This window comes from Salegentibacter sp. BLCTC (assembly GCF_015143665.1).
GTDB classification, from domain to species: Bacteria; Bacteroidota; Bacteroidia; order Flavobacteriales; family Flavobacteriaceae; genus Salegentibacter; species Salegentibacter maritimus.
Genome location: NZ_WYEW01000008.1, coordinates 62432 through 85676 on the forward strand (window position 1 = coordinate 62432; position 23245 = coordinate 85676).

At 37.1% G+C, this 23245-nt stretch carries 18 protein-coding genes; 11 read left to right on the plus strand and 7 right to left on the minus strand.

The window, feature by feature from the left end; genetic code table 11:
* Positions 1-142: 142 nt before the first annotated feature.
* Both GUB10_RS11265 and trkA read right to left on the minus strand, forming a co-directional pair.
* A complete protein-coding gene (locus GUB10_RS11265; protein ID WP_193711557.1) occupies positions 143-1639 on the minus strand; it encodes a TrkH family potassium uptake protein in 1497 nt (498 codons plus the stop codon).
* Entirely contained in the window at positions 1639-2988 is a 1350-nt protein-coding gene (gene trkA / locus GUB10_RS11270; protein WP_193711558.1) for a Trk system potassium transporter TrkA, read from the minus strand. Before trkA ends, GUB10_RS11265 begins: the two co-directional genes overlap by 1 nt.
* A gap of 138 nt (positions 2989-3126) precedes the next feature.
* Here trkA and ubiE point away from each other — a divergent pair, with 138 nt between their 5' ends.
* Entirely contained in the window at positions 3127-3855 is a 729-nt protein-coding gene (gene ubiE / locus GUB10_RS11275) for a bifunctional demethylmenaquinone methyltransferase/2-methoxy-6-polyprenyl-1,4-benzoquinol methylase UbiE (protein ID WP_193711559.1), read from the plus strand.
* A gap of 4 nt (positions 3856-3859) precedes the next feature.
* Positions 3860-4522 (plus strand): porin family protein, encoded by a 663-nt coding sequence (locus tag GUB10_RS11280; RefSeq protein WP_193711560.1) that lies wholly within the window; start codon positions 3860-3862, stop codon positions 4520-4522.
* A gap of 123 nt (positions 4523-4645) precedes the next feature.
* On the opposite strand, the gene GUB10_RS11285 is transcribed toward GUB10_RS11280, so the two are convergent.
* On the minus strand, positions 4646-5377 hold the full coding sequence (locus GUB10_RS11285) for an RNA methyltransferase (protein ID WP_193711561.1): 732 nt from the start codon (positions 5375-5377) through the stop codon (positions 4646-4648).
* Positions 5378-5414: 37 nt separating this feature from the next.
* Here GUB10_RS11285 and GUB10_RS11290 point away from each other — a divergent pair, with 37 nt between their 5' ends.
* The 8 genes from GUB10_RS11290 (at position 5415) to GUB10_RS11325 (ending at position 16462) form a co-directional block, all read left to right on the plus strand.
* On the plus strand, positions 5415-7988 hold the full coding sequence (locus GUB10_RS11290; protein WP_193711562.1) for a BamA/TamA family outer membrane protein: 2574 nt from the start codon (positions 5415-5417) through the stop codon (positions 7986-7988).
* 45 nt (positions 7989-8033) lie between these two features.
* Positions 8034-9101 carry a class II fructose-bisphosphate aldolase gene (gene fbaA / locus GUB10_RS11295; protein WP_193711563.1) on the plus strand — a complete coding sequence of 356 codons (1068 nt, stop codon included), beginning with the start codon at positions 8034-8036 and terminating at the stop codon, positions 9099-9101.
* A 112-nt stretch (positions 9102-9213) separates the two neighbouring features.
* Positions 9214-10071, plus strand: coding sequence for an acetyl-CoA carboxylase, carboxyltransferase subunit beta (accD, locus tag GUB10_RS11300; RefSeq protein WP_193711564.1), 858 nt, complete (start codon positions 9214-9216; stop codon positions 10069-10071).
* A gap of 101 nt (positions 10072-10172) precedes the next feature.
* On the plus strand, positions 10173-10442 hold the full coding sequence (gene rpsO, locus GUB10_RS11305; RefSeq protein WP_193711565.1) for a 30S ribosomal protein S15: 270 nt from the start codon (positions 10173-10175) through the stop codon (positions 10440-10442).
* Positions 10443-10754: 312 nt separating this feature from the next.
* The gene (locus GUB10_RS11310) at positions 10755-12989 is read left to right on the plus strand and encodes a polyribonucleotide nucleotidyltransferase (protein ID WP_193711566.1); all 2235 of its coding nucleotides are present in this window, start codon (positions 10755-10757) and stop codon (positions 12987-12989) included.
* Between the two features lie 673 nt (positions 12990-13662).
* On the plus strand, positions 13663-14526 hold the full coding sequence (locus GUB10_RS11315; RefSeq protein WP_011708302.1) for an RNA polymerase sigma factor RpoD/SigA: 864 nt from the start codon (positions 13663-13665) through the stop codon (positions 14524-14526).
* A gap of 315 nt (positions 14527-14841) precedes the next feature.
* Positions 14842-15504, plus strand: a complete 663-nt coding sequence (gene rpe / locus GUB10_RS11320) for a ribulose-phosphate 3-epimerase (protein ID WP_193711567.1) — start codon at positions 14842-14844, stop codon at positions 15502-15504.
* Positions 15491-16462 carry a YpdA family putative bacillithiol disulfide reductase gene (locus tag GUB10_RS11325; RefSeq protein ID WP_193711568.1) on the plus strand — a complete coding sequence of 324 codons (972 nt, stop codon included), beginning with the start codon at positions 15491-15493 and terminating at the stop codon, positions 16460-16462. Before rpe ends, GUB10_RS11325 begins: the two co-directional genes overlap by 14 nt.
* Before the next feature lie 13 nt (positions 16463-16475).
* On the opposite strand, the gene GUB10_RS11330 is transcribed toward GUB10_RS11325, so the two are convergent.
* Positions 16476-16826 (minus strand): DUF488 domain-containing protein, encoded by a 351-nt coding sequence (locus GUB10_RS11330; RefSeq protein ID WP_193711569.1) that lies wholly within the window; start codon positions 16824-16826, stop codon positions 16476-16478.
* 117 nt (positions 16827-16943) lie between these two features.
* Positions 16944-17309, minus strand: coding sequence for a hypothetical protein (locus GUB10_RS11335; RefSeq protein WP_193711570.1), 366 nt, complete (start codon positions 17307-17309; stop codon positions 16944-16946).
* Between the two features lie 305 nt (positions 17310-17614).
* On the opposite strand from GUB10_RS11335, the gene GUB10_RS11340 reads away from it, so the two are divergent.
* Positions 17615-18619 carry an LLM class flavin-dependent oxidoreductase gene (locus GUB10_RS11340; RefSeq protein WP_370591097.1) on the plus strand — a complete coding sequence of 335 codons (1005 nt, stop codon included), beginning with the start codon at positions 17615-17617 and terminating at the stop codon, positions 18617-18619.
* 481 nt (positions 18620-19100) lie between these two features.
* On the opposite strand, the gene GUB10_RS11345 is transcribed toward GUB10_RS11340, so the two are convergent.
* Both GUB10_RS11345 and GUB10_RS11350 read right to left on the minus strand, forming a co-directional pair.
* The gene (locus GUB10_RS11345; protein WP_193711572.1) at positions 19101-20462 is read right to left on the minus strand and encodes a capsule assembly Wzi family protein; all 1362 of its coding nucleotides are present in this window, start codon (positions 20460-20462) and stop codon (positions 19101-19103) included.
* 382 nt (positions 20463-20844) lie between these two features.
* A complete protein-coding gene (locus GUB10_RS11350; RefSeq protein WP_193711573.1) occupies positions 20845-23241 on the minus strand; it encodes a polysaccharide biosynthesis tyrosine autokinase in 2397 nt (798 codons plus the stop codon).
* Positions 23242-23245 lie beyond the last annotated feature (4 nt).

Sequence of the window (23245 nt, forward strand, 5' to 3'; positions counted from 1 at the left end):
ATTCGAAGATGCAGGTTGTTGGAGAATAAAAAACGGGTTAGAATACCGAAGCAAATTCTTGATAAAGTCTGAAACGAATTCAACTTGACAGAAAATTATTCTTTTAGACAAGTTTTCTATTTTCTTAAATAGAATATTAATATCACCTATTTCTCCAGAAAAATGGTGTAAGAAGTATAAGCACCGTAAAAAGTTCTAACCTTCCAATAAGCATTAGAAAAGAACACCACCATTTCCCTAAAGGCGGTAGAATATCGTAATTATTTACCGGCCCCAAAGCCCCAAAAGCAGGACCAACATTCCCCAGGGAAGAGGCTGCTCCACCAATTGCTGTTTCAAAATCAAGACCCAGCCCACCTAAAACAACAGACCCAATAATAAAAGACAACATATAAAGGATAAAAAAGCCCAAAATATTAAAGGTTACTCCTTTTCCGATAGATTTTCGGTTAAATCGTACAGGAAGAATAGCGTTTGGGTGTAATGCCCGTTTAAATTCTATCCCTCCATTTCTTATCATAATGATATGTCGCATCACCTTAACCCCACCCGCAGTTGACCCTGCCGAGCCACCCAGAAAAAACATTCCAAAGAAGAAAATTGTAAGGAAGGGAGTCCACATGGTATAATCGGCGCTTACAAAACCCGTGGTGGTAATAACCGCTAAAACCTGAAAAAGTGCATGCCTAAATGCACTTTCGGCCTCTCCCCAAACCATGGGATGATCTATTTGCGAAAGCGCAACATCGGCTTCAAAATAAATAAATAATGAAGCTACGAGGGTAAAAATACCTATAAAGTAAAAGTACCATTTAAACTCATCGTCATGCAAAACCTTTTGAATTCGGCCTTTAAAGCTATAATAGCTTAAAACAAAATTAGCACCCGCCAAAAACATAAAAAGCATAATGATATACTGAATAATAGGCCTATCGTTCCAGTAAGCAACGCTAATGTTCTTAGTGGAGAACCCACCGGTAGAAAGCGTACTAAGGGAATGATTTATTGCATCAAAAAAACTCATTCCGGCTACCTTTAACAAGATAGTTTCAGCCGCAGTATAACTTACATAAATTAGCCATAGTCTTTTAGCAGTATCGGTAATCCTTGGCTTAAGTTTATCGGCACTTGGGCCAGGTGCTTCCGCAGCAAAAAGCTGCATCCCTCCTATTCCTAACAAAGGCAAGATTGCTATAGCAAGAACAATTATTCCCATACCACCAATCCAATGGGTAAGGCTTCTCCAAAACAACACACCTTTTGGAATAGATTCTATATCATTTAAAATAGAAGCGCCCGTCGTGGTATACCCAGACATGGTTTCAAAAAAGGCATCGGTAAAGGCAGGAATAGATTCGCTTAAAACATAAGGCAATGTTCCGCTTAAAGCCATAAAGATCCACCCAAAAGTTACAATAATGTAACCTTCCCGCTTTTTTACTTCCTTGCGGTGACCTCGTGTGGTAAACATAAAAAGCACCCCCAAAAACAAGGTAATGAAGGCTGCAGCCAAAATATCTATAGTTACACCGTCTTCATAAAACCAACTCACTAAAACCGCTGTAAGCATAAAGCCACCATTACAAAGTAACAGCAGCCCCATAACATGCAGAATAATTTGATAATTGAGTCTAGGCATTACAGAAAGAGTTTTTCAACCTTTTTTATAGATCTTGGCAGGCAACATACCACTATACGATCTCCACGAGTGATAGTAAACTCGCCTAAGGCAATTATACCCTTCCCATCTCTTATAATTCCACCAATTATAGCCGATCTCGGGAAATCGAGGTTTTTAATCCTTTTGTTGCAAACTTGCGAATTTGGCTTTACTATAAACTCCAAAAGTTCAGCGTTCATATTATTAATCTTGGTCATTGCAACTACCTCGCCCTTTCGCACATATCTAAAAATGTTATTTGCAGCAAGTAATTTTTTATTGATTAGAGTATCAATTCCTATAGAATGACTCAATTGATAATAATCCATATTCTCCACCAAAGAGATAGTTTTCTTTACACTTTTGGATTTGGCCACAAGACAGGACATAATATTTGTTTCTGAATTGCCTGTAACGGCAATAAAAGCATCCATATCATGTACATTTTCTTCTTCCAGCAGTTCTACATTTCTACCGTCTCCGTGAATAATTAGTGCATTGGGCAACTCATCGGCAAGATCGTAAGCTTTTCCTTTGTCACTCTCCACCAATTTCACATTAAAATTATTTCTGCAGAGATCCTTGGCTGTTTTTTTCCCAATTTTGCTTCCACCCAGAATCATAATATTTTTAATAGACTGCTTGGTTTTTCCGGTAAGCTTATAAAGATTTTCCACACCGCTTTTCAGGGTAATGAAATTTACCTGATCCCCCTCCTTAAACTGTGTATCCCCTCGCGGAATTAATGTATACTGCGTTCCATAACGCTGTATGGCTATAGGCACAAAATTAAGGTCTGGAAAAATATTAGCTGCTTCTTTTACTGTTTTTCCCACAAAAAGTGCGTTGCGGGAAAGGCTAAGGCCTATCATAGTTAGTGCACCATTTTCAAATTCATAACTATCGTTAAAAGCAGATTGATTTAAAAGTAGGGCAATTTCCCTGGCGGCCAATGCTTCAGGAGAGATCAACTCGTCTATACCAAAGCGTGTAAAACCAATTTCCTCCTTATTTTCAAGAAATTCTGTATTAGAAATACGGGCTATTGTTCTTTTTGCACCCAATTGTTTGGCCAAAACACAGGCTGTAATATTAGTCGCTTCGCTAGAGGTTACACTAATAAGCATATCTACATGCTTTACCTGTGCATCCTTTAAAATAGCAATAGAAGTAGCGTCTCCTTTAATGGTCCTTATATCCAAATGTGTATCGGCATAACTAAGATTGTCCCGGTTGGTATCAATCAATGTAATATCCTGGGACTCGAAAGAAAGCAATTTTGCCAAATGAAAGCCCACTTCACCCGCTCCGGCAATAATTATCTTCATATAACAGCTTGAAATTGAAAAGAAGAACAAATGTAAGGTATTTTAGACAAACCAAAAACCAAAGTCTGTTACAACAAATCCTAAAAGTTTCAGGTACAATTATTTCTTATCGTGTATCTTTGACGCAAAAATAGTACTATGGGCAAAAAATTGACTCCATATCAAGACTCAGGTCTCAATAAAAAGAAGCAGGTTGAGCAGATGTTTGACAAAATATCTGGGAAATATGATGGCTTAAACCGGGTTATTTCCCTGGGCACCGATGTTAAATGGAGAAAAAAAGTTATTGCTTTGGTAAAAGCGCACCAACCAACTGCTGTGTTGGATATTGCTACCGGCACCGGAGATCTAGCTATACAAATGGCAAATATTAATGCCAGGAAAATTGTTGGCCTCGATCTTTCTGAAGGTATGTTAAAGGTGGGACGTAAAAAAATTGCAGCTAAAAACCTAAGCGATAAAATTGAGATGATTCAGGGAGATTCTGAAGCACTGCCCTTTGAAGACAATGCTTTTGATGCCATAACCGTAGCTTTTGGTGTACGCAATTTTGAGGATTTAGAAAAAGGGCTATCAGAAATAAGAAGAGTGCTAAAACCCGGTGGAATTTTTGTAGTTTTGGAAACTTCGGTACCTACTAAATTCCCGTTTAAACAAGGTTATAAGCTCTATTCAGGCCACATACTACCTTTAATTGGACGAATATTTTCTAAAGACCGTGAAGCTTACTCTTATTTAAGTAAAAGTGCAGCCGAATTTCCTCATGGGGAAGCTTTCAACAATATTTTAAAGAAAACTGGGTTTATAGATATAGAAAACAAGCCACAAACTCTTGGAGTTGCAACCATTTACACTGCTTCAAAATAAAATTATGAAGAAACTTTTTGTTATTACCTTTCTTTTTTGTGTTCAATTTGGAAACGCACAAATTTTTGGAGGAGATAAAATTATAAATAACGAGAATTTTGACAGACAACGTTGGTCCTGGGGATATTACCTGGGTTTTAACACCTACGATTTTAAATTTAAATATAATGACGAAGTAGCTCCCAACGGGAATGACCTCATTATTGAAAAAACCCTTGGTTTTAACGTAGGCCTGGTTGGGAATTTAAGACTAAACAACAATCTGGACCTTCGGTTAGAGCCGGGTGTTACTTTTAATACGCGTAATTTTAGACCTCCTTACACCAAAGATATTGAAGAGATAAATGCTACTTATGTGCACATTCCTTTATTGTTGAAGTTTTCAGCAGACCGAAAAAATAACTTTAAACCATTTGTTGTTGGAGGTTTATCTACATCAATAAATCTTTCCAGCAATGAGAACAACCCAGATGTAGACACGCGTTTAAGAACCAATAATTTCCACTATGAAGTTGGGCTGGGAATAGACCTTTATCTTTATTATTTTAAGTTCTCACCTTCAATAAGAGGTGTGTTTACCATAAACAATGAAATGGCAGAAACGAAATTCCAGGCTGTAGATGCCATGCGATCACAAGCTGTTTTTCTCAACTTCACATTCCAATAAAACGGTTCTGAAGGCTATTTAAGAAGCATATCTTAACTTCCCGGCAAACCAACACGGATTTTCGGGTTTGATTTGTTGATATTTTGAAGCAGATATCTGCAGGAAAATAGCAAACCAGAGGCTTTAAGTAAAACTTTTGCGTCTAAATTCACTTAAGAGAATTGCTGTTGCCGTGGCCACATTAAGACTTTCGGTTTCTTTTAATTCTCCAAAACGCGGAATGCTTATTTTCTTTTCTACCAATGCTTCAATTTCTGTTGAAACTCCATTGGCTTCATTCCCCATTACCAAAATTGCCTTTTCCTTAGTTTCAGCATTGTAAACATTCTCCCCATCCATAAAAGCTCCGTATACGGGCAATCCTGATTCTTCAATATAATTCTTTAAATCACGGTATACAATATTCACGCGGGCCAAAGACCCCATAGTTGCCTGTACTACTTTGGGGTTAAAACAATCTACCGAGTCTTTAGAGCAAACCAGGCTCTTTATTCCAAACCAATCACAAAGTCTAATAATAGTACCCAAATTTCCAGGGTCTCTAATTCCGTCTAAAGCCAGAATTAGGTTTTCATCTTTAATCTCAAACTCCTGTGGAATTTTAAATAAAGCCAATGCAACCTGTGGGGTTTTAAGAAAGCTTATTTTCTTAAGTTCCTTTTCGTCTATTTTTTGAATTTTACCGGCAGGAACTCCAAAATCCCGTTCGGTAGTAAAAAGTCGCTCTAAAGAAAATTTCGAGTTTATAAGCTCGTTTATTGTTTTAATACCCTCAGCTACAAAAAGTGTATGTTTAGAACGATATTTTTTTTGTGCAAGACTGGTTATTAACTTAATTTGGCTTTTACTAACCATACAAAAAATGTAATTTTGATCTCTTAAAAATGTGTGTTTGAATCGGCATTTCGCAAAAATATCATTATTTTTTTTAAGCTTGCTTTTTTTAATTTCCTGTAATGCCGTAAAACGCGTAGAGGGTGATGACAAACTGCTCACTGGCAATGAGATTTTCGTAAATAACGAAAAGATTAAAGAAAGCCGTATTTATAATCAGCTCTACCAGGAACCAAACACCAGCTTTTTGGGCATACCGCTACGACTTCATTTTTATAATCTTGCCCGCCCCGATATAGATTCGATTTTAAGCGAAAAATACTTAAAGAATGAAAGTAAGAAAAATACGCTTACAAATATTCTATCATACAAGCAGTTTGAAAAATTATTACATTCAAAAAAATCTTTAAATGAATGGATAAAAAGTACGGGGGAAGCTCCGGTAATTGTAAGCAAAGAAGAAACTCAAAAATCTGTTAATCGATTAAATTCGTGGTATTGGAACAATGGATGGTTTAATGTAGAAACCAATTATGAGATAACCCCTTCAAATAAAAAAAAGAAACGCGCCCATGTTACTTATAATGTAACGACTGGAGAAGCATATCAGTTAGATTCTATCACTACCAGCATCTCTTCTAAGGTTTTAGACTCTTTATATGAGTTGCATAGAGATAAATCTATCATAAAAGAGGGCATGCAGTATAAGACACTAGACATTAATGAAGAAAGAGACCGGCTTACTTCTCTTTTTAGAAATAGCGGTGTTTATAATTTTGACCAGGAATACATAAGCTTTAATGCAGATACCATAAACACCGGAAAAAAGGTAAACACGGCCCTTATTATAAAAAATCGTTTCGCATCTGAAACCGACACCAGTTCAAGGGTTCCATTTAAAATCCATCAAATAAGCAAGGTTAACATTTTTACAGATTATAAATACGCTAACCGAAATCAAACACTTACAGATAGTATTACCACCGAAGATGGCTACACGCTTTACAGTTTTGAAAAGCAGCGCTATAAACCGCAAGCCATTACCGATGCCGTTTTTATAAAACCCGGAAATACCTACAGTGACATTTCTCGTTCCAGGACCTATAATCGCTTAAACTCTTTACGAATTTTTAAATATCCCAATGTACAATTCACCCCAGATCCTGCAGATTCTACCCGTAGTGACCTTATCGCTAATATTTTTTTAACGCCACAACCAAAATATTCCCTGGGATTTGATTTTGATGTTTCACAAAGTAATATCCAAAAATTCGGGATTGGTTTTGGGGGGTCACTTTTAATAAGAAACGTATTTAAAGGAGCTGAAAATTTTGAAATTTCAGGCCGTGGAAGCATAGGTTCTTCTACAGACGCCGCTATAAGTGGCAATGACGATCGCTTTTTTGATATTTCAGAAATTGGAGCCGACCTAAAACTTACTTTCCCACGAATATTTCTACCTATTAATACAGATCGTTTTATTCCAAAATACATGCAACCCTTTACATCACTTAGCCTTGGGGTTAGCACTCAAAACAATATTGGGCTCGACAAACGTAACCTAACGGGCATTCTTAATTATAGATGGAATCCTTCTTCAAAGCTTTCAAATCGCCTGGATTTTTTAAATATTCAATATGTAAGAAACCTGAATATAGATAATTACTTTAATGTATATAGGAATTCTTATAACGATCTAAACCAAATTATCCAGTCGGGAAATATAGTGACCAATCCTTCGTATTTAAATTCAGAAGGCTTGTTAAGTATTCCTACGGGTGCTGAAAATTTTATTAGGGACATTTCTAACAATACCGGAGGAACCACTGGCTTAAACCAAGACCAAAAACGACTGGTAAATAACATAGGAGAGCGCAAAAAGCGTCTTACCGAGAACAACCTTATATTCGCTACCAATTACACCTATTTATGGAATACCAAGAAGAATCTATACGACCAGGAGTTTACCCGATTTAGATTTAAAATAGAAACTGCCGGGAATGTACTATCTGCCATTTCTTCCCTGGCCGATTTTACCAAAAATGAGAATGGAACTTATAGTGTATTAGGGGTTAATTATTCCCAATATGTTAAAACCGAACTCGATTTTATTAAGCATTGGGATTTAGGCAGGGACAATATCTTTGCATTCCGTGCTTTTGGAGGGGTAGCCATTCCTTATGGAAATGCAAACAGCATCCCTTTTGTAAGAAGCTTTTTTGCCGGAGGCCCTAACGACAACAGAGCCTGGCGAGCCTACGACCTTGGCCCCGGAAGCAGTGGCGGCCGAAATGAATTTAACGAGGCTAATATGAAACTGGCCCTTAATGCCGAATATCGTTATAATTTATTTGGCTCTTTAAATTCGGCCGTTTTTATTGATGTTGGAAATATTTGGAATGTCCTGGATATTGTTGAAGACGAAAAAGCGACTTTCGAGTCTTTTGCAGACCTTAAAAACATCGCCATAGGTTCGGGTTTTGGACTAAGGTACGATTTTAACTTTTTTGTTTTAAGATTTGATATTGGCTTTAAAACCTACGACCCTGCCCTGCCTGAAGGCAATCGCTGGTTAAGAGATTACAACTTTAATCACGCCGTCTACAATGTAGGTATCAATTATCCTTTCTAAGCTAACATATTTTCTTATTTTTGTATTTCTAATTCAACTAAAATTATGAGTCATAACATTAAACCTGGCGTAGCTACAGGAAAAGAAGTACAAGAAATTTTTAATTACGCCAAGAAAAAGGGCTTTGCCCTTCCCGCAGTAAACGTAATAAGCTCCAGCAGTATGAATGCTGTAATGGAAACCGCTGCCGAATTAAATTCTCCGGTAATCATTCAGTTTTCCAATGGGGGTGGCCAGTTTAACGCTGGAAAAGGTTTGTCTAACGAAAATGAAAAAGCTGCTATTTTAGGAGCTGTAGCAGGCGCTAAACACGTACACGAACTTGCTGAAGCTTATGGTGTCGTGGTAATTTTACATACAGACCATTGCGCGAAAAAATTACTTCCCTGGGTAGACGGTTTACTTGATGCCAGTGAAAAACATTTCGAGCAATTTGGAAAGCCATTATACAGCTCGCATATGATAGATCTTTCAGAAGAGTCGCTTGAGGAGAACATTGAAACCTGCAAGAAATATCTGGAAAGAATGAGCAAAATGGGAATGACCCTTGAAATTGAGCTTGGAGTTACCGGAGGTGAAGAAGATGGTGTAGATAATACCGATATCGATTCTTCAAAATTATACACCCAACCAGAGGAGGTAGCTTATGCCTATGAAGAATTAAGCAAAGTAAGTGACCAATTCACTATTGCTGCTGCTTTTGGAAACGTACACGGGGTTTACAAACCAGGAAACGTAAAACTTACACCAAAAATTCTTAAAAATTCGCAAGAGTATATTTCAGAAAAATATGGTGTGGAAGAAAACAATATTGATTTTGTATTCCACGGAGGTAGCGGTTCTACAGTTGAAGAAATTCGCGAAGCAATTGGCTATGGCGTAATTAAAATGAATATAGATACAGACCTTCAATATGCTTACCTTGAAGGAATTCGCAATTATATGGGAGAAAAGAAAGATTATCTTGCTGCCCAAATTGGTAATCCTGAAGGAGACGATGTACCTAACAAAAAGCATTACGATCCAAGAAAATGGTTACGTGAAGGAGAACTTACTTTTAAAGCCCGACTAAAAAAGGCTTTCGAAGACCTTAATAACGTAAACACTCTATAAATTTAATTTTTTAAAACAGCTGGAATTTTAAAATTCCGGCTGTTTTTATTTTAAGTAAAACTTTTGGTTTATTTCCCATACAATAAACCAAAACCTGAAACCTGAAAAATATATGGCTTGGTTTAAAAGAACACAAAAAGGAATTCAAACACCCACAGAACACAAAAAAGATGTTCCAAAGGGTCTTTGGTATAAATCACCTACCGGTAAGATTGTAGATGCAGAGCAATTAGAAAGTAATTTTTATGTAAGTCCGGAAGACGGATATCACGTAAGAATTGGTAGTAAAGAATATTTTAAAATCCTTTTTGATGATAATAAATTCAAAGAATTGGATAAGGGTATGACTTCTAAAGACCCTTTAAACTTCAAGGACACTAAAAAATATACCGAGCGCTTAAAAACAGCTCAGGAAAAGACCGAGCTTAACGATGCCGTGCGTACCGCTGTTGGAAAGTCTAAAGGAAAAGACCTTGTAATTGCCTGTATGGACTTTAGGTTTATTGGTGGCTCGATGGGTTCTGTTGTAGGTGAGAAGATTGCCCGGGCAGCAGATTATTCACTAAAAAATCAAATTCCCTTCATGATTATCTCTAAATCTGGTGGGGCGAGAATGCAGGAAGCCGCTTTATCTCTAATGCAATTAGCAAAAACTTCGGTTAGGCTGGCACAATTAGCAGAAGCTCGTATTCCGTATATTTCACTAGCCACAGATCCAACTACCGGAGGTACTACCGCCTCTTTCGCGATGTTAGGAGATATCAATATTTCAGAACCTGGTGCTTTAATTGGTTTTGCGGGCCCACGGGTAGTAAAAGATACTACCGGGAAAGACCTTCCAAAAGATTTTCAAACTTCAGAGTTTTTAAAAGAACACGGCTTTTTAGATTTCATAACAAAAAGGTCTGAGCTTAAGGATAAAGTAAATCTTTATTTAGATCTTATTCAAAATCAACCAGTAAGGGCTTAAAATAAATTTTTCTTTGAGTAGGTAATTATATTTAAAGTAGTATCTTTGCCGCCTGACGGAAAAACTGTCAATACATAAAAATCATTAAAATTAATATTGGAATGTATTTAGCCAAAGAAAAAAAAGAAGAAATTTTTGAGAAACACGGAAAAGGCAAAACCGATACCGGTTCTGCAGAAGGACAAATTGCATTGTTCACTTACCGAATCTCTCATCTTTCAGACCACTTAAAAAAGAATCGTAAAGACTTTAACTCAGAACGCTCTTTGGTAAGATTGGTTGGTAAAAGAAGAAGCTTACTTGACTACTTAAAAAAGAAAGATATCATGAGATATCGTGCTATTATTAAAGAGTTAGGATTAAGAAAATAAATTTCAGAGGGGGCTTTACGCCCCCTTTTTTTATAATAATAATTTATAAATCACTTTGTTTTAGGTGCGTTTATTAAACTAAAAGTAATTGCCCTACCCGAAGTAATTTAAATCTCGATTATCAAATAAAGTATCTCTAAGAGACCTTATACAAGAGGATTATCGAGAAAATTGTCGCTCAAAGAGAGTAGTTTTTCATTGGTCTACACAACACACAACAACACAACACCCGGCCGTCCGGTATAGGCGGAGACCATTGTTTAACAAAAAGATCTGGTGAAGTTATTCAGATCAAACGAAGAATTCAAAATTATGATTCCACAAACATTTAAAGAGGTTATCGATTTAGGAGATGGAAGAGAAATCTCTATCGAAACCGGAAAATTAGCAAAACAGGCCCACGGGTCGGTTGTTGTTCAAATGGGCAACGCTATGTTGCTTTGTACCGTAGTATCTTCTTACAAAGAAAGTACTATGGATTTCTTTCCACTAACTGTAGATTACAGAGAAAAATTTGCTGCCGCAGGACGCTACCCGGGTGGTTTCTTTAAAAGAGAAGCAAGACCAAGTGACGGCGAAGTTTTAACCATGAGAATTGTAGACCGTGTTTTGCGCCCGCTTTTCCCATCAGATTATAAAACAGAGACCCAGGTAATGATTCAGCTGATGTCTCATGACGAAGAAGTAATGCCAGATGCTTTGGCAGGACTTGCTGCTTCGGCTGCTATTCAACTTTCTGATATTCCTTTTGAAACTCCTATTTCTGAAGCCCGTGTAGCAAGAATAGATGGAGAGTTTATAATAAATCCAAGCCGCAGCCAGTTACAAGATTCAGATATTGATATGATTATTGGTGCTTCTGCAGATTCTGTGATGATGGTAGAAGGTGAGATGAAAGAAATTTCTGAAGAAGAAATGGCTGAAGCCATCCAATTTGCCCACGAACATATTAAAAAACAAATAGACGCTCAAGTACGCCTTGCAGAAGCTTTTGGCAAAAAACCGGTTAGGGAATATGCTACCGCTGAAGAGAAAGAAGATATTGAGCAAAAAGTTCGGGAAGCTGCCTACGATAAAATCTACGAGATTGCCAAAGGTGGCCACAGCAAAAAAGAACGTAGTGAAGCTTTTGCTGCCGTAAAAGAAGAAGTACTGGCTTTATTTTCTGAAGAAGAATTAGAAGAAAACGAAAAGCTAATCAAACAATATTATAGCAAAACCGAAAAAGAGGCAGTAAGAGAACTTACTCTTGCCGAAGGTATTCGTCTTGATGGTAGAAAAACCGACGAGATTAGACCTATTTGGTGTGAAACCGATTATTTACCATCGGTACACGGTTCGGCTATTTTTACCCGTGGGGAAACTCAAGCATTGGCAACGGTAACTTTAGGTACTTCCAGAGAAGCCAATACCATAGACATGCCAACACACCAGGGTGAAGAAACTTTTTACCTACATTATAATTTCCCTCCATTTTGTACAGGAGAAGCTTACCCAATTAGAGGTACTTCAAGACGTGAAATTGGACACGGAAACCTTGCCCAGCGTGCATTAAAAGGAATGATTCCTGAGAACAACCCTTACACGGTAAGAGTAGTTTCAGAAGTATTAGAATCTAACGGATCGTCTTCTATGGCAACGGTTTGCGCCGGAACTATGGCCATGATGGATGCCGGGGTAAAAATGACAAAACCTGTATCTGGTATTGCTATGGGATTAATTTCTGATGGCGAACGTCACGCGGTACTTTCAGATATCCTTGGAGATGAAGATCACCTTGGAGATATGGACTTTAAAGTAACCGGAACAGCCGACGGAATTACTGCTTGCCAAATGGACATAAAAGTAAAAGGACTTCCTTACGAAATTTTAGTAAAAGCCTTGAAACAAGCGCGTGCAGGAAGACTACATATCCTTGAAAAACTTACTGATACTATTGCTCAACCAAATGAGCAGGTAAAAGCACATGCTCCAAAAATTATCACCAGAAGAATTCCTAATGAGTTTATTGGTGCACTTATTGGGCCTGGTGGAAAGGTAATCCAGGAACTGCAAAAAACTACCGGAACTGAGATTGTGATCAATGAAGATCCAGAAACCGAGGAAGGTATTGTTGAAATTCTAGGAACAGATCAGGCGGGAATTGACAAAGTTCTGGCTAAAATAGACTCAGTTACCTTTAAACCTGAAAAAGGAAGCGTTTACGAGGTGAAAGTAATTAAGGTATTGGACTTTGGTGCAGTAGTAGAGTATGTAGACGCTCCCGGAAATGAGGTGCTATTACATATTTCTGAGCTTGCCTGGGAAAGAACCGATAATGTTACTGATATTGTAAACCTTGGTGATATAATAGATGTAAAGTACTTTGGTATAGACCCTAAAACCCGAAAGGAAAAAGTTTCAAGAAAGGCTTTATTGGAAAAACCAGAAGGTTATCAGTCTCGTCCGCCTAGAGATAGTAATCGCGATAACCGCGGCTCTAGAGACAATCGTAGTCGTGATGATCGTCGAGGTAGAGATCAAAAAGATCGTAGAAATAAAGACTAATTAGTCTTAATCTTTACAAATTAAATCCCCGGGAATTTTTTTCGGGGATTTTTTTATGCCTTTTCTTATATGTTAGAAATGTATTAGTAAAACTTCGGCGATTGCAAACTACATATTTACCTGAGTTGTTAGTGGGTAAAGGCTAGTAAGTTTATGCATTCCTTACATCGTGATTCGTTAGTTTGCTACACTGAAATATATACTGTTACCCCAACTGCAAACTTAAGACTGAGACTGCAAACTTTTTTATGCGTTAGGGATTGCAGTGGAAAACCCACAGTGAGTGCAACGAACGCGGACTTGCAACGAAAAGCCCGACCCGTAGGGGAACGTCTACGAAGTACCTAAAACCTAAAACAATATACTATTTAATGAATAAGTTACCTGGCTACCTATCAACAAAGCATTAAATTATAAGTGTAGTATGCAATCTACGTTACAGGTGATATAAGCTTTTTAGCGAAAATAATTTTTAAAAGCATCCAATTCATCAAAAAAATTTTTGACGACAAAAAGCGTGTATCATCCTATATACCAATCAAAAAGCTATAAAAAACTCTACAAGGTTTTTTAAAATAAAAAAATAATTACGGTTTTCTGTAACATTTAGACGAGTCTTTACGTATAAACTAATACAAGAGCTATTCACAATTAAAATCCAAGGAGACGATAGATGAGACAACTTAAGATTACGAAGCAGGTAACGAACCGTGAAACTGCTTCGCTAGATAAGTATTTGCAAGAAATTGGTAAGGTTGATCTAATTACTGCCGATGAAGAGGTAGAATTAGCACAACGCATTAAAGCGGGTGATGACCGCGCTTTGGAAAAATTAACCAAAGCGAATTTACGTTTTGTGGTGTCGGTGGCAAAACAATATCAAAATCAGGGGTTAACCCTACCCGACCTTATTAATGAAGGAAATTTAGGATTGATTAAGGCTGCGAAACGTTTTGATGAGACTCGTGGTTTTAAATTTATCTCCTATGCTGTATGGTGGATTCGCCAGTCTATTCTTCAGGCACTGGCAGAGCAATCACGTATTGTTCGTTTACCACTAAATAAAATTGGATCTATAAACAAGATCAACAAAACCTTTGCTTTTCTTGAGCAATCTCACGAGCGGCCACCAAGCGCAGAAGAAATAGCGAAAGAGCTGGATATGACTATTAATGATGTTAAGGAATCTATGAAGAATTCCGGACGTCATGTTTCTATGGATGCTCCACTGGTAGAAGGTGAAGATTCTAACCTTTATGACGTTTTACGTTCTGGAGAATCTCCAAATCCCGATAAAGAACTTTTACACGAGTCTTTAAGAACCGAGATAGAGCGTGCTTTAGAAACTTTAACTCCGCGTGAAGCTGATGTAATTCGTTTATACTTTGGGCTTGGAGACCAGCACCCTATGACGCTTGAAGAAATTGGGGAAACTTTTGATCTTACCAGAGAAAGAGTTAGACAAATTAAAGAAAAAGCAATAAGAAGATTAAAGCATACTTCAAGAAGTAAAATTTTAAAAACCTATTTAGGTTAAGATATTTAAGATGACAACAGTTAACTCCGGCGACGGCCGGCTAACATAACTGTTCGTTTTTTGATTGATGAATGACCCCGGCGTGATGAACCGGGGTTTTTTTATATGCCTTTATTAATTACATTTAACAAATTAGAATCTAAAAGCGTTTCTCCTCTCTAAAAACATAATTACCATACTTTTTAAACCGTCCAATATTTAAGTTTATGATGAAGTTATATGAAATAAAAACTGCCTCTTAAATAATTTTACAGAAAGCATCAAATACGTATAATCTTGTTATTTTTGCGTGTACATACATACAGCACAAAAACTATGACAACAAAACTTATTGCTCCATCTATACTTGCTGCCGATTTTGCCAATCTTCAGCGTGATATTGAAATGGTGAACAAAAGTGAAGCCGACTGGTTTCATATAGATATTATGGATGGTGTTTTTGTACCCAACATCTCCTTTGGAATGCCCGTACTTCAGGCTATTTCCAAACATGCAGAAAAGACCATTGATGTTCATTTAATGATTGTAGATCCTGATCGGTACATTAAAGAATTTGCAAAATTGGGAGCCGATAATCTAACGGTACATTACGAAGCCTGCCCCCATTTACACCGTACGCTGCAAGCAATAAAGGCCGAAGGAATGAAAGCCGGTGTAGCCATAAATCCCCATACGAATGTAGATTTATTGAAAGATGTGATTAATGATATCGACCTAGTATGCATCATGAGTGTAAATCCAGGTTTTGGCGGGCAAAGCTTTATTGAAAACACTTACCAAAAAGTGCAGCGTTTAAAGGAGCTTATCGTTACGCATAATGCCGCTACTTTAATTGAAATTGATGGTGGAGTAACCAATGAAAATGCTTCTCAACTGGTAAAGGCCGGTGCAGATATTTTGGTGGCCGGCAGTTATGTCTTTAAAGCTGAAGATCAGGTAGAAACCATAAAAGACTTAAAAAATCTTGCAAACTCCTAAAAACATTTACGATTTAATTATAATAGGTGGCGGCCCTATTGGTATTGCCTGCGCCCTCGAAGCAGAGAAAAAAAATCTGTCGTACCTCATCCTGGAAAAAGGTTGTTTGGTAAATTCGTTATACCATTACCCGAACAACATGACCTTCTTTTCTACATCAGAAAAACTAGAGTTGAATGGCATCCCTTTTATCAGCAACAACCCGAAACCCAGAAAAGCCGAGGCGCTAGAATATTACCGGCGAATAGCCACTTCAAATAAAATTAACATCAATTTATTTGAAAAAGTTACCAAAGTAAAATCGCAAGGAGAAATTCACAAAATAACCAGTTCTAAAGGAGAATACGAAGCAAAGAATATAGTGGTTGCCACCGGTTTTTACGATATCCCAAATTATTTGAATATCCCCGGAGAAGATTTGCCTAAAGTGGCCCATTATTACGGAGATCCGCATTATTATGCCACCTTAAAAACCGTTGTGGTTGGTGCTAGCAATTCGGCTGTAGATGCAGCCCTTGAAATATACCGAAAAGGTGGTGATGTTAGCATGATAGTTAGAAAGGAAGATATTGGCTCCAGGGTAAAATATTGGGTTCGCCCTGATATTGTTAACCGAATTGAAGAAGGTAGCATTAAGGCATTCTTTAATGCCAACTTAAAGGAAATTAGGCCAAATCAGGTAGTTATTGATACTCCGGAAGGCTTAACAACCCTGGAAAACGACTTTGTACTCCTGCTTACCGGATACCGTCCTAATTTTGATTTTCTGAAAAGTATGGGTATTAATCTATCTGATGATGGAAAAAAAATCCCGCAATATAATAAGGAAACAATGGAAACGAATGTAAAGGGAATTTACCTTGCAGGAGTTATTTGTGGCGGCGTAGAAACTCATAAATGGTTTATAGAAAACTCTCGGATACATGCTAAAATGATTATGGAAGATCTGGCTAAATAAGTTACGGCTTACTTTAAAGATCTTCCAAAAATTCTTTTAAAACTAAGGCGTGATTATGCTTTTTATCCTTAGATCCGTATAAAAGTTGAAGCGTTTTTCTTTTATCCAGTTCTTCTAAATCTTTTAAAATGTTTTCTTTATTATTCTTTAATTCTATCCTATAACTTTTTCTAAACTCATCCCAGGAAACTTTATTTGAATGAAATTTCTTTCGTAAATCATCTCCTGGCGCCCATTCTTTATGCCAATAACCTAAAGATGCATCTTCTTTAGAGATGCCCCGGGGCCAGAGCCTGTCGACTAAAATCCTTATATTTTTCGAATCCTTTTTATCTTCGTATATTCTTGCTATTTCTATATTCATATTCTAAAAATAAAAAGCAGATATATAAAAACCGCCTACATAACTTTATTCGTTTTACTAAAAAAAAAGAACAACGAATAAAATTACTTAGGCGGCTAATTACTGGTGATTAAATCCTTATCTATTCATCAAAACAATTTCAGAGGAATTAAAGTTATCATTCCTATTTAGAAGTTTCCCATAAAATTCTAAATCTCGTTTTTGATCTTTAAATGATTTATCCAACCATTTTACCGCTTTCTTTACCGGAAATTTATAAATTTTAATGTCCGGATACGTGTCTGGAGCTTCAGAAGCCTCAATCCCTATTTCAATTTGCTGTTTCTCTTTGTTATAGTAAACATATTTAGCACAAAAATTATGTTTAATCAGGCTAACAAATTCATCAGAGAGTTGTTTACAAGATTCGCACTCTTCAACATATTGTTTCACCAGTTGCTGAAGGCTCAATCTTATTTCGTTGGTATTCAAGTAAGATGCCATAGGTGTTAATTTTATTGGTTTGTTTTAGGCTAAATTATAGGTATACTTAACGGGCAGAAACTTTTTATGCGAAATTTAACTCCTAGTTGTTAATATATCTAAATTAATTCAATTTTTCGTAACAAAAAAGTACTTAAAAGACTTTTTTGTTACCGAATTACAGACAAAAACACAATTACACTTTTAACTTTTTATTAGTAGAACACCTGAAAATAGTTGGAAAATAAAGGGTTTATGTGGATTTTCTGTAAGGATTTCTCACCTATTTCGGCTATGTACAGATATAAAATACACCTAAAATGGATATAAAATTAAGGGATATCCCCTATTCGATTCTTGAATTGGCCACCGTAGCTAGAGACTCTAATGTTAAAGAAACTTTTGACAGAAGTTTAGACCTTGCACAAAAAGCCGAAGTACTGGGATACAACAGGTTTTGGCTTGCCGAGCATCATAACATGCTAAGTATTGCCAGTGTTGCCACTTCAGTATTAATAGGATATATTGCAGGTGGTACTTCCAAGATTAAAGTAGGCTCAGGTGGGATTATGCTTCCTAATCACTCCCCTTTAATTGTTGCCGAACAATTTGGCACCCTGGGCACACTATATCCCAATAGAATAGATTTAGGACTGGGAAGAGCTCCTGGCACCGATCAAGTTACCGCACAGGAAATCCGCTCAGATAGAATGAAGTCGGTTTTTAAGTTTCCCGAGGAAGTAAAAAAAATCCAAAACTATTTTTCTGCAGAGAATACAAAGGCACAGGTACGGGCCACCGTGGCAGAGGGTGTAAATGTTCCTGTTTATATTTTGGGTTCCAGTACAGATAGTGCCCAACTCGCGGCTGAACAAGGCCTGCCATACGTTTTTGCCAGTCATTTTGCACCTGCCCAACTACACCAGGCGCTTAGTATTTATCACAATAATTTCAAACCATCAAAATTTCTACAAGAACCCTATACTATGGCCGGGGTAAATATAATCGCTGCCGACACAACGGCTAAAGCTGAAAAAATATCGACATCGCTTATTAAAATGATGCTTGGCGTGATGAGCGGAAATATAGATTATATGCAGCCTCCGGAAGAGTTTACCAGTGAGCATAAAGAAATTCTTGCTCACCCAGGTTTTCAACGAATGCTTAAATACGCATTTATTGGGGATGCTAAAACAGTAAAAGAAAAAACCAATGCTTTTATTCAAGAAACAGGTGTAAATGAGATTATTGCAGTTTCCCACATCTATGACCACAATGATAGATTACGATCTTTTGAAATATTTTCAGAGATTATGAAGGGAGAGATTTAGAAGAAAAATGGTTGGTTCGGGATTCGTTAGTTCGTTAAGTTGGATATCGAAAGCTTCATGTCTAGTGCGCTGGATAAAAATCTATAAAAAATGCGTGCTGAAACCGCATACTGCATACTAAATTACTGCTTACTGAAACTGCACACTGCCTACTGAGTTACTGCTTACTGAACAAGAAACCCTTCCGGCACCTCTGCGATGCACCACCTTCCCTTACAAAGGGAAGGAGCTTTTTAAATTTTAGCTACAAAATTTATAAAATTGAATAATGCATACTGAGACTGCCTACTAAATTACTGCATGCTGAAACTGCATACTGCCTACTGAATTACTGCTTACTGAACAAGAAACCCTTCCGGTACCTCTGCGATGCGCCACCGTCCCTTACAAAGAGAAGGAGCTTTTTAAATTTTAGCTACAAAATTTATAAATTTGAATAATGCATACTGAGGCTGCATGCTGAAACCGGTAAGAATAAAATTTAGAGCTCTTTTCGCAAGTTTATACCCAGGCCGTATAAAGGTTCTGCAAGGTTGCTTACTTCCAGCCCTAGTTGCAGATTTAACTCCACAAAAGATTGCAATAAACGTATATCAAACAAACCAGAATAGACATCTTTATTAGGCACGAAAAAAGCGCCATGCCTTCCTTCATTATGAGAAAAGCTTAACAACAACTTCCAGGGATAACTTACAAAATAATTAGAAAAACTCCCTGAAAGTCCCAGGTGGTGAGCACTAAACTTATTGTTCACAACCCGATCCAAGGCTTTATCATAAGTAAAAAACGGTGCTCCAAGAATTCTATTTTCATACGTAAAACCAGAATGATAGGTTAGAAAATTGTTCAAATAATTATCATTGTTATGGGGAGCCCCCGAATTAATACTCTGGTTTCTCGTATAGTAAAATTCATATAATATACCATTAAGCAAGCGACGCTTATCATCAAAATCAAGGAAAAGTCCGTAGCGTCCATCGGGGAAGTTTGAAAATCGGCTTCCGGTTCCATCTTCAAACATATGGTTATAAATAAATTGCAATTGCATTTCAGAAGAAAGCCTTTTTCTTATTTCCAGCTCATAAGAACCTAAATGATTACCCAAAACATTAATTTGATCACCATTAACAGCATTCTTCCCACCTTCTCTTCCCATAACCACTTTAAGGTAATCTGAAAATCCATCTGGTTGTTTTCCTGATTCAGGGGAATCGCCGGCCCACTGTGCAAAATGACGAATTCCGGCTTTTATCTCAAAGTCGGGACTTGGGCGATATACCAGCTTAAAGCCTTTGTGGTGTAAAAGAGTATTCCTTACAAACCGATCTTTTCCCATCAAATAATCACTCCAATGCGCTTCGAAGCCAAAAGCCGATTGAGGGCTAAAAAAGATTGTGCGGTTGGTGGCCAAAGATATCCCGGGCATTGGTCTTGCATTTAAAGACCAAAGTATACTTTCGTTGGTGGCACTAAGGCCTTTATAAAGCTCTTTTCTCTGTTTTCTTCCTATTATAGCTTCCAGCCAGGAGTTATTATAAGCTGCATAAACCTCATCTAAAAAGATTTTATCCCTTATTCCATCCTGATATAATATCCCTGCTCCAATCTCCAGAGAATTTCCATTATTGAACTCCCTAAATGTCCTGGTTGAAATCCAGCCCGAAATATTAGTTTCTTCAGAAACCCGGGCACGCTGATTATGGTACATCCAAAATGGAAGACGTTGTAATTCGCCATCATGAAGGTAAGCATTAAGATTTACTGAACCTGAAAAATCCCATTGTGCATAACTGCCCAGGGACATTAAGCTGAGAAAGCCTGCCAAGGCTATTTTTTTTATCATTGATAGATATTAATTGAGTTGTTAATAGCATTCGAGTTAAAGAGGAAAAGATTGTCGCGTCATCAATTTCCCTCTAATCGATCGATTTCTCGCAAAGACGTGATTTCACTTCGAGTGTGACGATAGAATCGGGATGTATCGAGAAGTAGTTGTCAGTTGGCGGTTGGCGGTTGGCGGTTTCAATTCTCGGTTGTGGGTTGATTAGTTGTAGTCGTCTTTTGTTTTCTCCTTCACTCTTCTCCTTCTTTACTATTTTCTCTACAACAAGAGATTGCCGCATTGGTTCTCGCCTTTTCGCAATGACGTTAGGCTAAACAAAACCGTCATTGCGATCCCGGTTTTCATTGGGAGAAACAATCTGTTTTTAAAATTGAAAAGCAATTCAAAAGATTGCCGCTTTATCTTTTAGTCTACGGAAAAAAGATTTTTTCTCTTCACCATAGGCATATCCGTACTTATTTCCGTAACCAAAATTAGCGAGCTCTACATCATTCAGTACAAAACTAACATCGTGCAGCTTGCCTTCATTTTTAGAATCTTCGGCAAATCCTAGCAATTTCTTTTCGGTATAACCCGCTCTTACAACATATAAGGTTAAATCGGCATACTTATTTATCAAAAAAGTATCGGCTACCAACATAGCCGGTGCTGTATCAACAATAATATAATCATATATTTCCTCCAATTCTTTTAATAAATGCCCCATTCGGTCACTTCTAAGCAATTCTGATGGGTTTGGTGGAATATTGCCAGAAGCTATAAGATCTAATTTTTCATTCGCTTTAGATTGTGCTATAATATCCTGAAGCTTCACTTTATCGTTATATAAATAATCACTAACACCTGAATATTGACGGGCATTAGACTCATAACGCTGTAATTGCGGGTTTCTTAGATCGGCCCCAACAATAATTACCTTTTTGCCCATATTTGCAAAAGTAATGGCAAGATTAAAGGCTGTAAAGGTTTTACCTTCACCTTTCACTGTAGAAGTCACAAATAATTTCACCCCCTTATCTTTATAGCCTGCATTTACCAGTAAATACTGGAGATTGGTAACCATAATCCTAAAAGCCTCTGAAAGCACCGACCTATCGTTTACAGCTATTAAATCATTTTCCTTTCTCGAAATCCTGGGAATTTCTCCAACAATTGGTATTGTTTTCGTCGCACTTTCTATATCGGTTCTATCGGTAACTTTATTATTTAATAAATTCTTCAAGTAAATAATGAGAAAGGGGATTAGCAAGCCTAAAATAAGAGCAGCTAATAATATAATCTTTGATTTTGGAGATACCGGTTTATTTCCACTATAGGCATTGTCCACAATTTTTGCTTTAGGAGCCGTAACCGCAAGTGAAAGCGAATTCTCTTCTCGTTTTTCCAGCAAGAATAGATACAATGCTTCTTTAATATTTTGTTGTCTTTCTATGCCCCGATATTGTCTTTCCTTTGCAGGAACAGAAGATATTTGCGAACCAATAACCGCCATTTGGCGGTCTAAATCTTCCTGGGCAATCCTAAAGTTGTTGCGCATTCGTTCCAAACTTCTTAAAACATTAGTGCGCATTTGGTTTATTTGCGAATTTAGCCTTAAGACTACTGGATTCTCTTCGGTTGAGCCACTTAAAACCCTGTTACGTTCAAGAACTAAAGTATTATACTCCTTGATAAGATCGTTCACTCCATCTTCCTGAATCCCCAAGTTTGCCGGTAGAAGATCTGAATTAGTACCTGTTTCCAGATAAGTTATCATGGCATTGGCAAGTTCCAATTGAGTTCCAACCTCCTGTTGTTGCTTTTTATAATCGCTGGCATTTTCAATAAACTGCTCCGATTCGACCTCTATATTTGTAAGCTGATTCGACTCTTTAAATTCCTCTTTACCTACTTCTACTGAATCCAGCTCCTGATTTATTATAGCTAGCCTTTCATCTATAAACTTAGCGGTATTACTCGCCACCAAATTTTTATCTTCAATTGCCTGCTGATTATATTCTAAAATTAACTGATCTAAAATATCCTGTGCCTTTTCCTTTACCGGATCTACCAAATTCAATTGTAGTAAACTTGAATTCTTATCGGTTAAATTAACCTGAACTGCCCCTCGATACTTTGCAATTACAGACTCCATCGGACTAAAACGAACAGCAATTTTCCCTGCATCCTGTTCCTGGTTTATTCCGGTTTTTTCCACTATAATTGTGGCAAAATCTATTTCTAACGTTACTCCAAACTTCCCTTCTATTTCTTCACCCGTCTCTACATTAATCAAATGAAAATATTCGTCAGATTTCGGGATAATATAATATGTATTCCCTAAACCTTCATTAATAGCATGTACCAGGTCTTTCTCATTCAGCTGGAGCGCTACAACTTTAAAAGGTGTTTTAGTATAAAGTTCTTTAGTCTTTAGACTCTCTTCTTCAAAATAAGTAATATTAAGATTCAATGCCTTAATGGTTTGGGTCATTAAAGTCTTAGACTTTAAAATACCAATTTCATTTTCAATACTACTGGCTCCCATACCACTTAAAAGGCCTAGATCGGTAAAAGCGGCCATTTCAGAAGTTGGACCTTTACCTTTCTCGTCTTTAATAATAATACTGGCAGTAGTACTATATTGAGAAGTAGTAAGTTTAAGGTATGAGACCCCAATTAACAAACATAGGATTACGCCCATCACAAACCAGGGCCAATAATATAAATATTTTTCAATTTCTTCCCTCAGGTTAATCTGATCTTCCTGAGGTCGATTTTGTATAGATTGTTGAGACATAATT

Bases quoted from the DNA above. Each gene is read 5' to 3' on its own strand.
- GUB10_RS11265 (WP_193711557.1), bottom strand. From the start codon at position 1,639: ATGCCTAGACTCAATTATCAAATTATTCTGCATGTTATGGGGCTGCTG.
- trkA (WP_193711558.1), bottom strand. From the start codon at position 2,988: ATGAAGATAATTATTGCCGGAGCGGGTGAAGTGGGCTTTCATTTGGCA.
- ubiE (WP_193711559.1), top strand. From the start codon at position 3,127: ATGGGCAAAAAATTGACTCCATATCAAGACTCAGGTCTCAATAAAAAG.
- GUB10_RS11280 (WP_193711560.1), top strand. From the start codon at position 3,860: ATGAAGAAACTTTTTGTTATTACCTTTCTTTTTTGTGTTCAATTTGGA.
- GUB10_RS11285 (WP_193711561.1), bottom strand. From the start codon at position 5,377: ATGGTTAGTAAAAGCCAAATTAAGTTAATAACCAGTCTTGCACAAAAA.
- fbaA (WP_193711563.1), top strand. From the start codon at position 8,034: ATGAGTCATAACATTAAACCTGGCGTAGCTACAGGAAAAGAAGTACAA.
- accD (WP_193711564.1), top strand. From the start codon at position 9,214: ATGGCTTGGTTTAAAAGAACACAAAAAGGAATTCAAACACCCACAGAA.
- rpsO (WP_193711565.1), top strand. From the start codon at position 10,173: ATGTATTTAGCCAAAGAAAAAAAAGAAGAAATTTTTGAGAAACACGGA.
- GUB10_RS11310 (WP_193711566.1), top strand. From the start codon at position 10,755: ATGATTCCACAAACATTTAAAGAGGTTATCGATTTAGGAGATGGAAGA.
- GUB10_RS11315 (WP_011708302.1), top strand. From the start codon at position 13,663: ATGAGACAACTTAAGATTACGAAGCAGGTAACGAACCGTGAAACTGCT.
- rpe (WP_193711567.1), top strand. From the start codon at position 14,842: ATGACAACAAAACTTATTGCTCCATCTATACTTGCTGCCGATTTTGCC.
- GUB10_RS11330 (WP_193711569.1), bottom strand. From the start codon at position 16,826: ATGAATATAGAAATAGCAAGAATATACGAAGATAAAAAGGATTCGAAA.
- GUB10_RS11335 (WP_193711570.1), bottom strand. From the start codon at position 17,309: ATGGCATCTTACTTGAATACCAACGAAATAAGATTGAGCCTTCAGCAA.
- GUB10_RS11345 (WP_193711572.1), bottom strand. From the start codon at position 20,462: ATGATAAAAAAAATAGCCTTGGCAGGCTTTCTCAGCTTAATGTCCCTG.
- GUB10_RS11350 (WP_193711573.1), bottom strand. From the start codon at position 23,241: ATGTCTCAACAATCTATACAAAATCGACCTCAGGAAGATCAGATTAAC.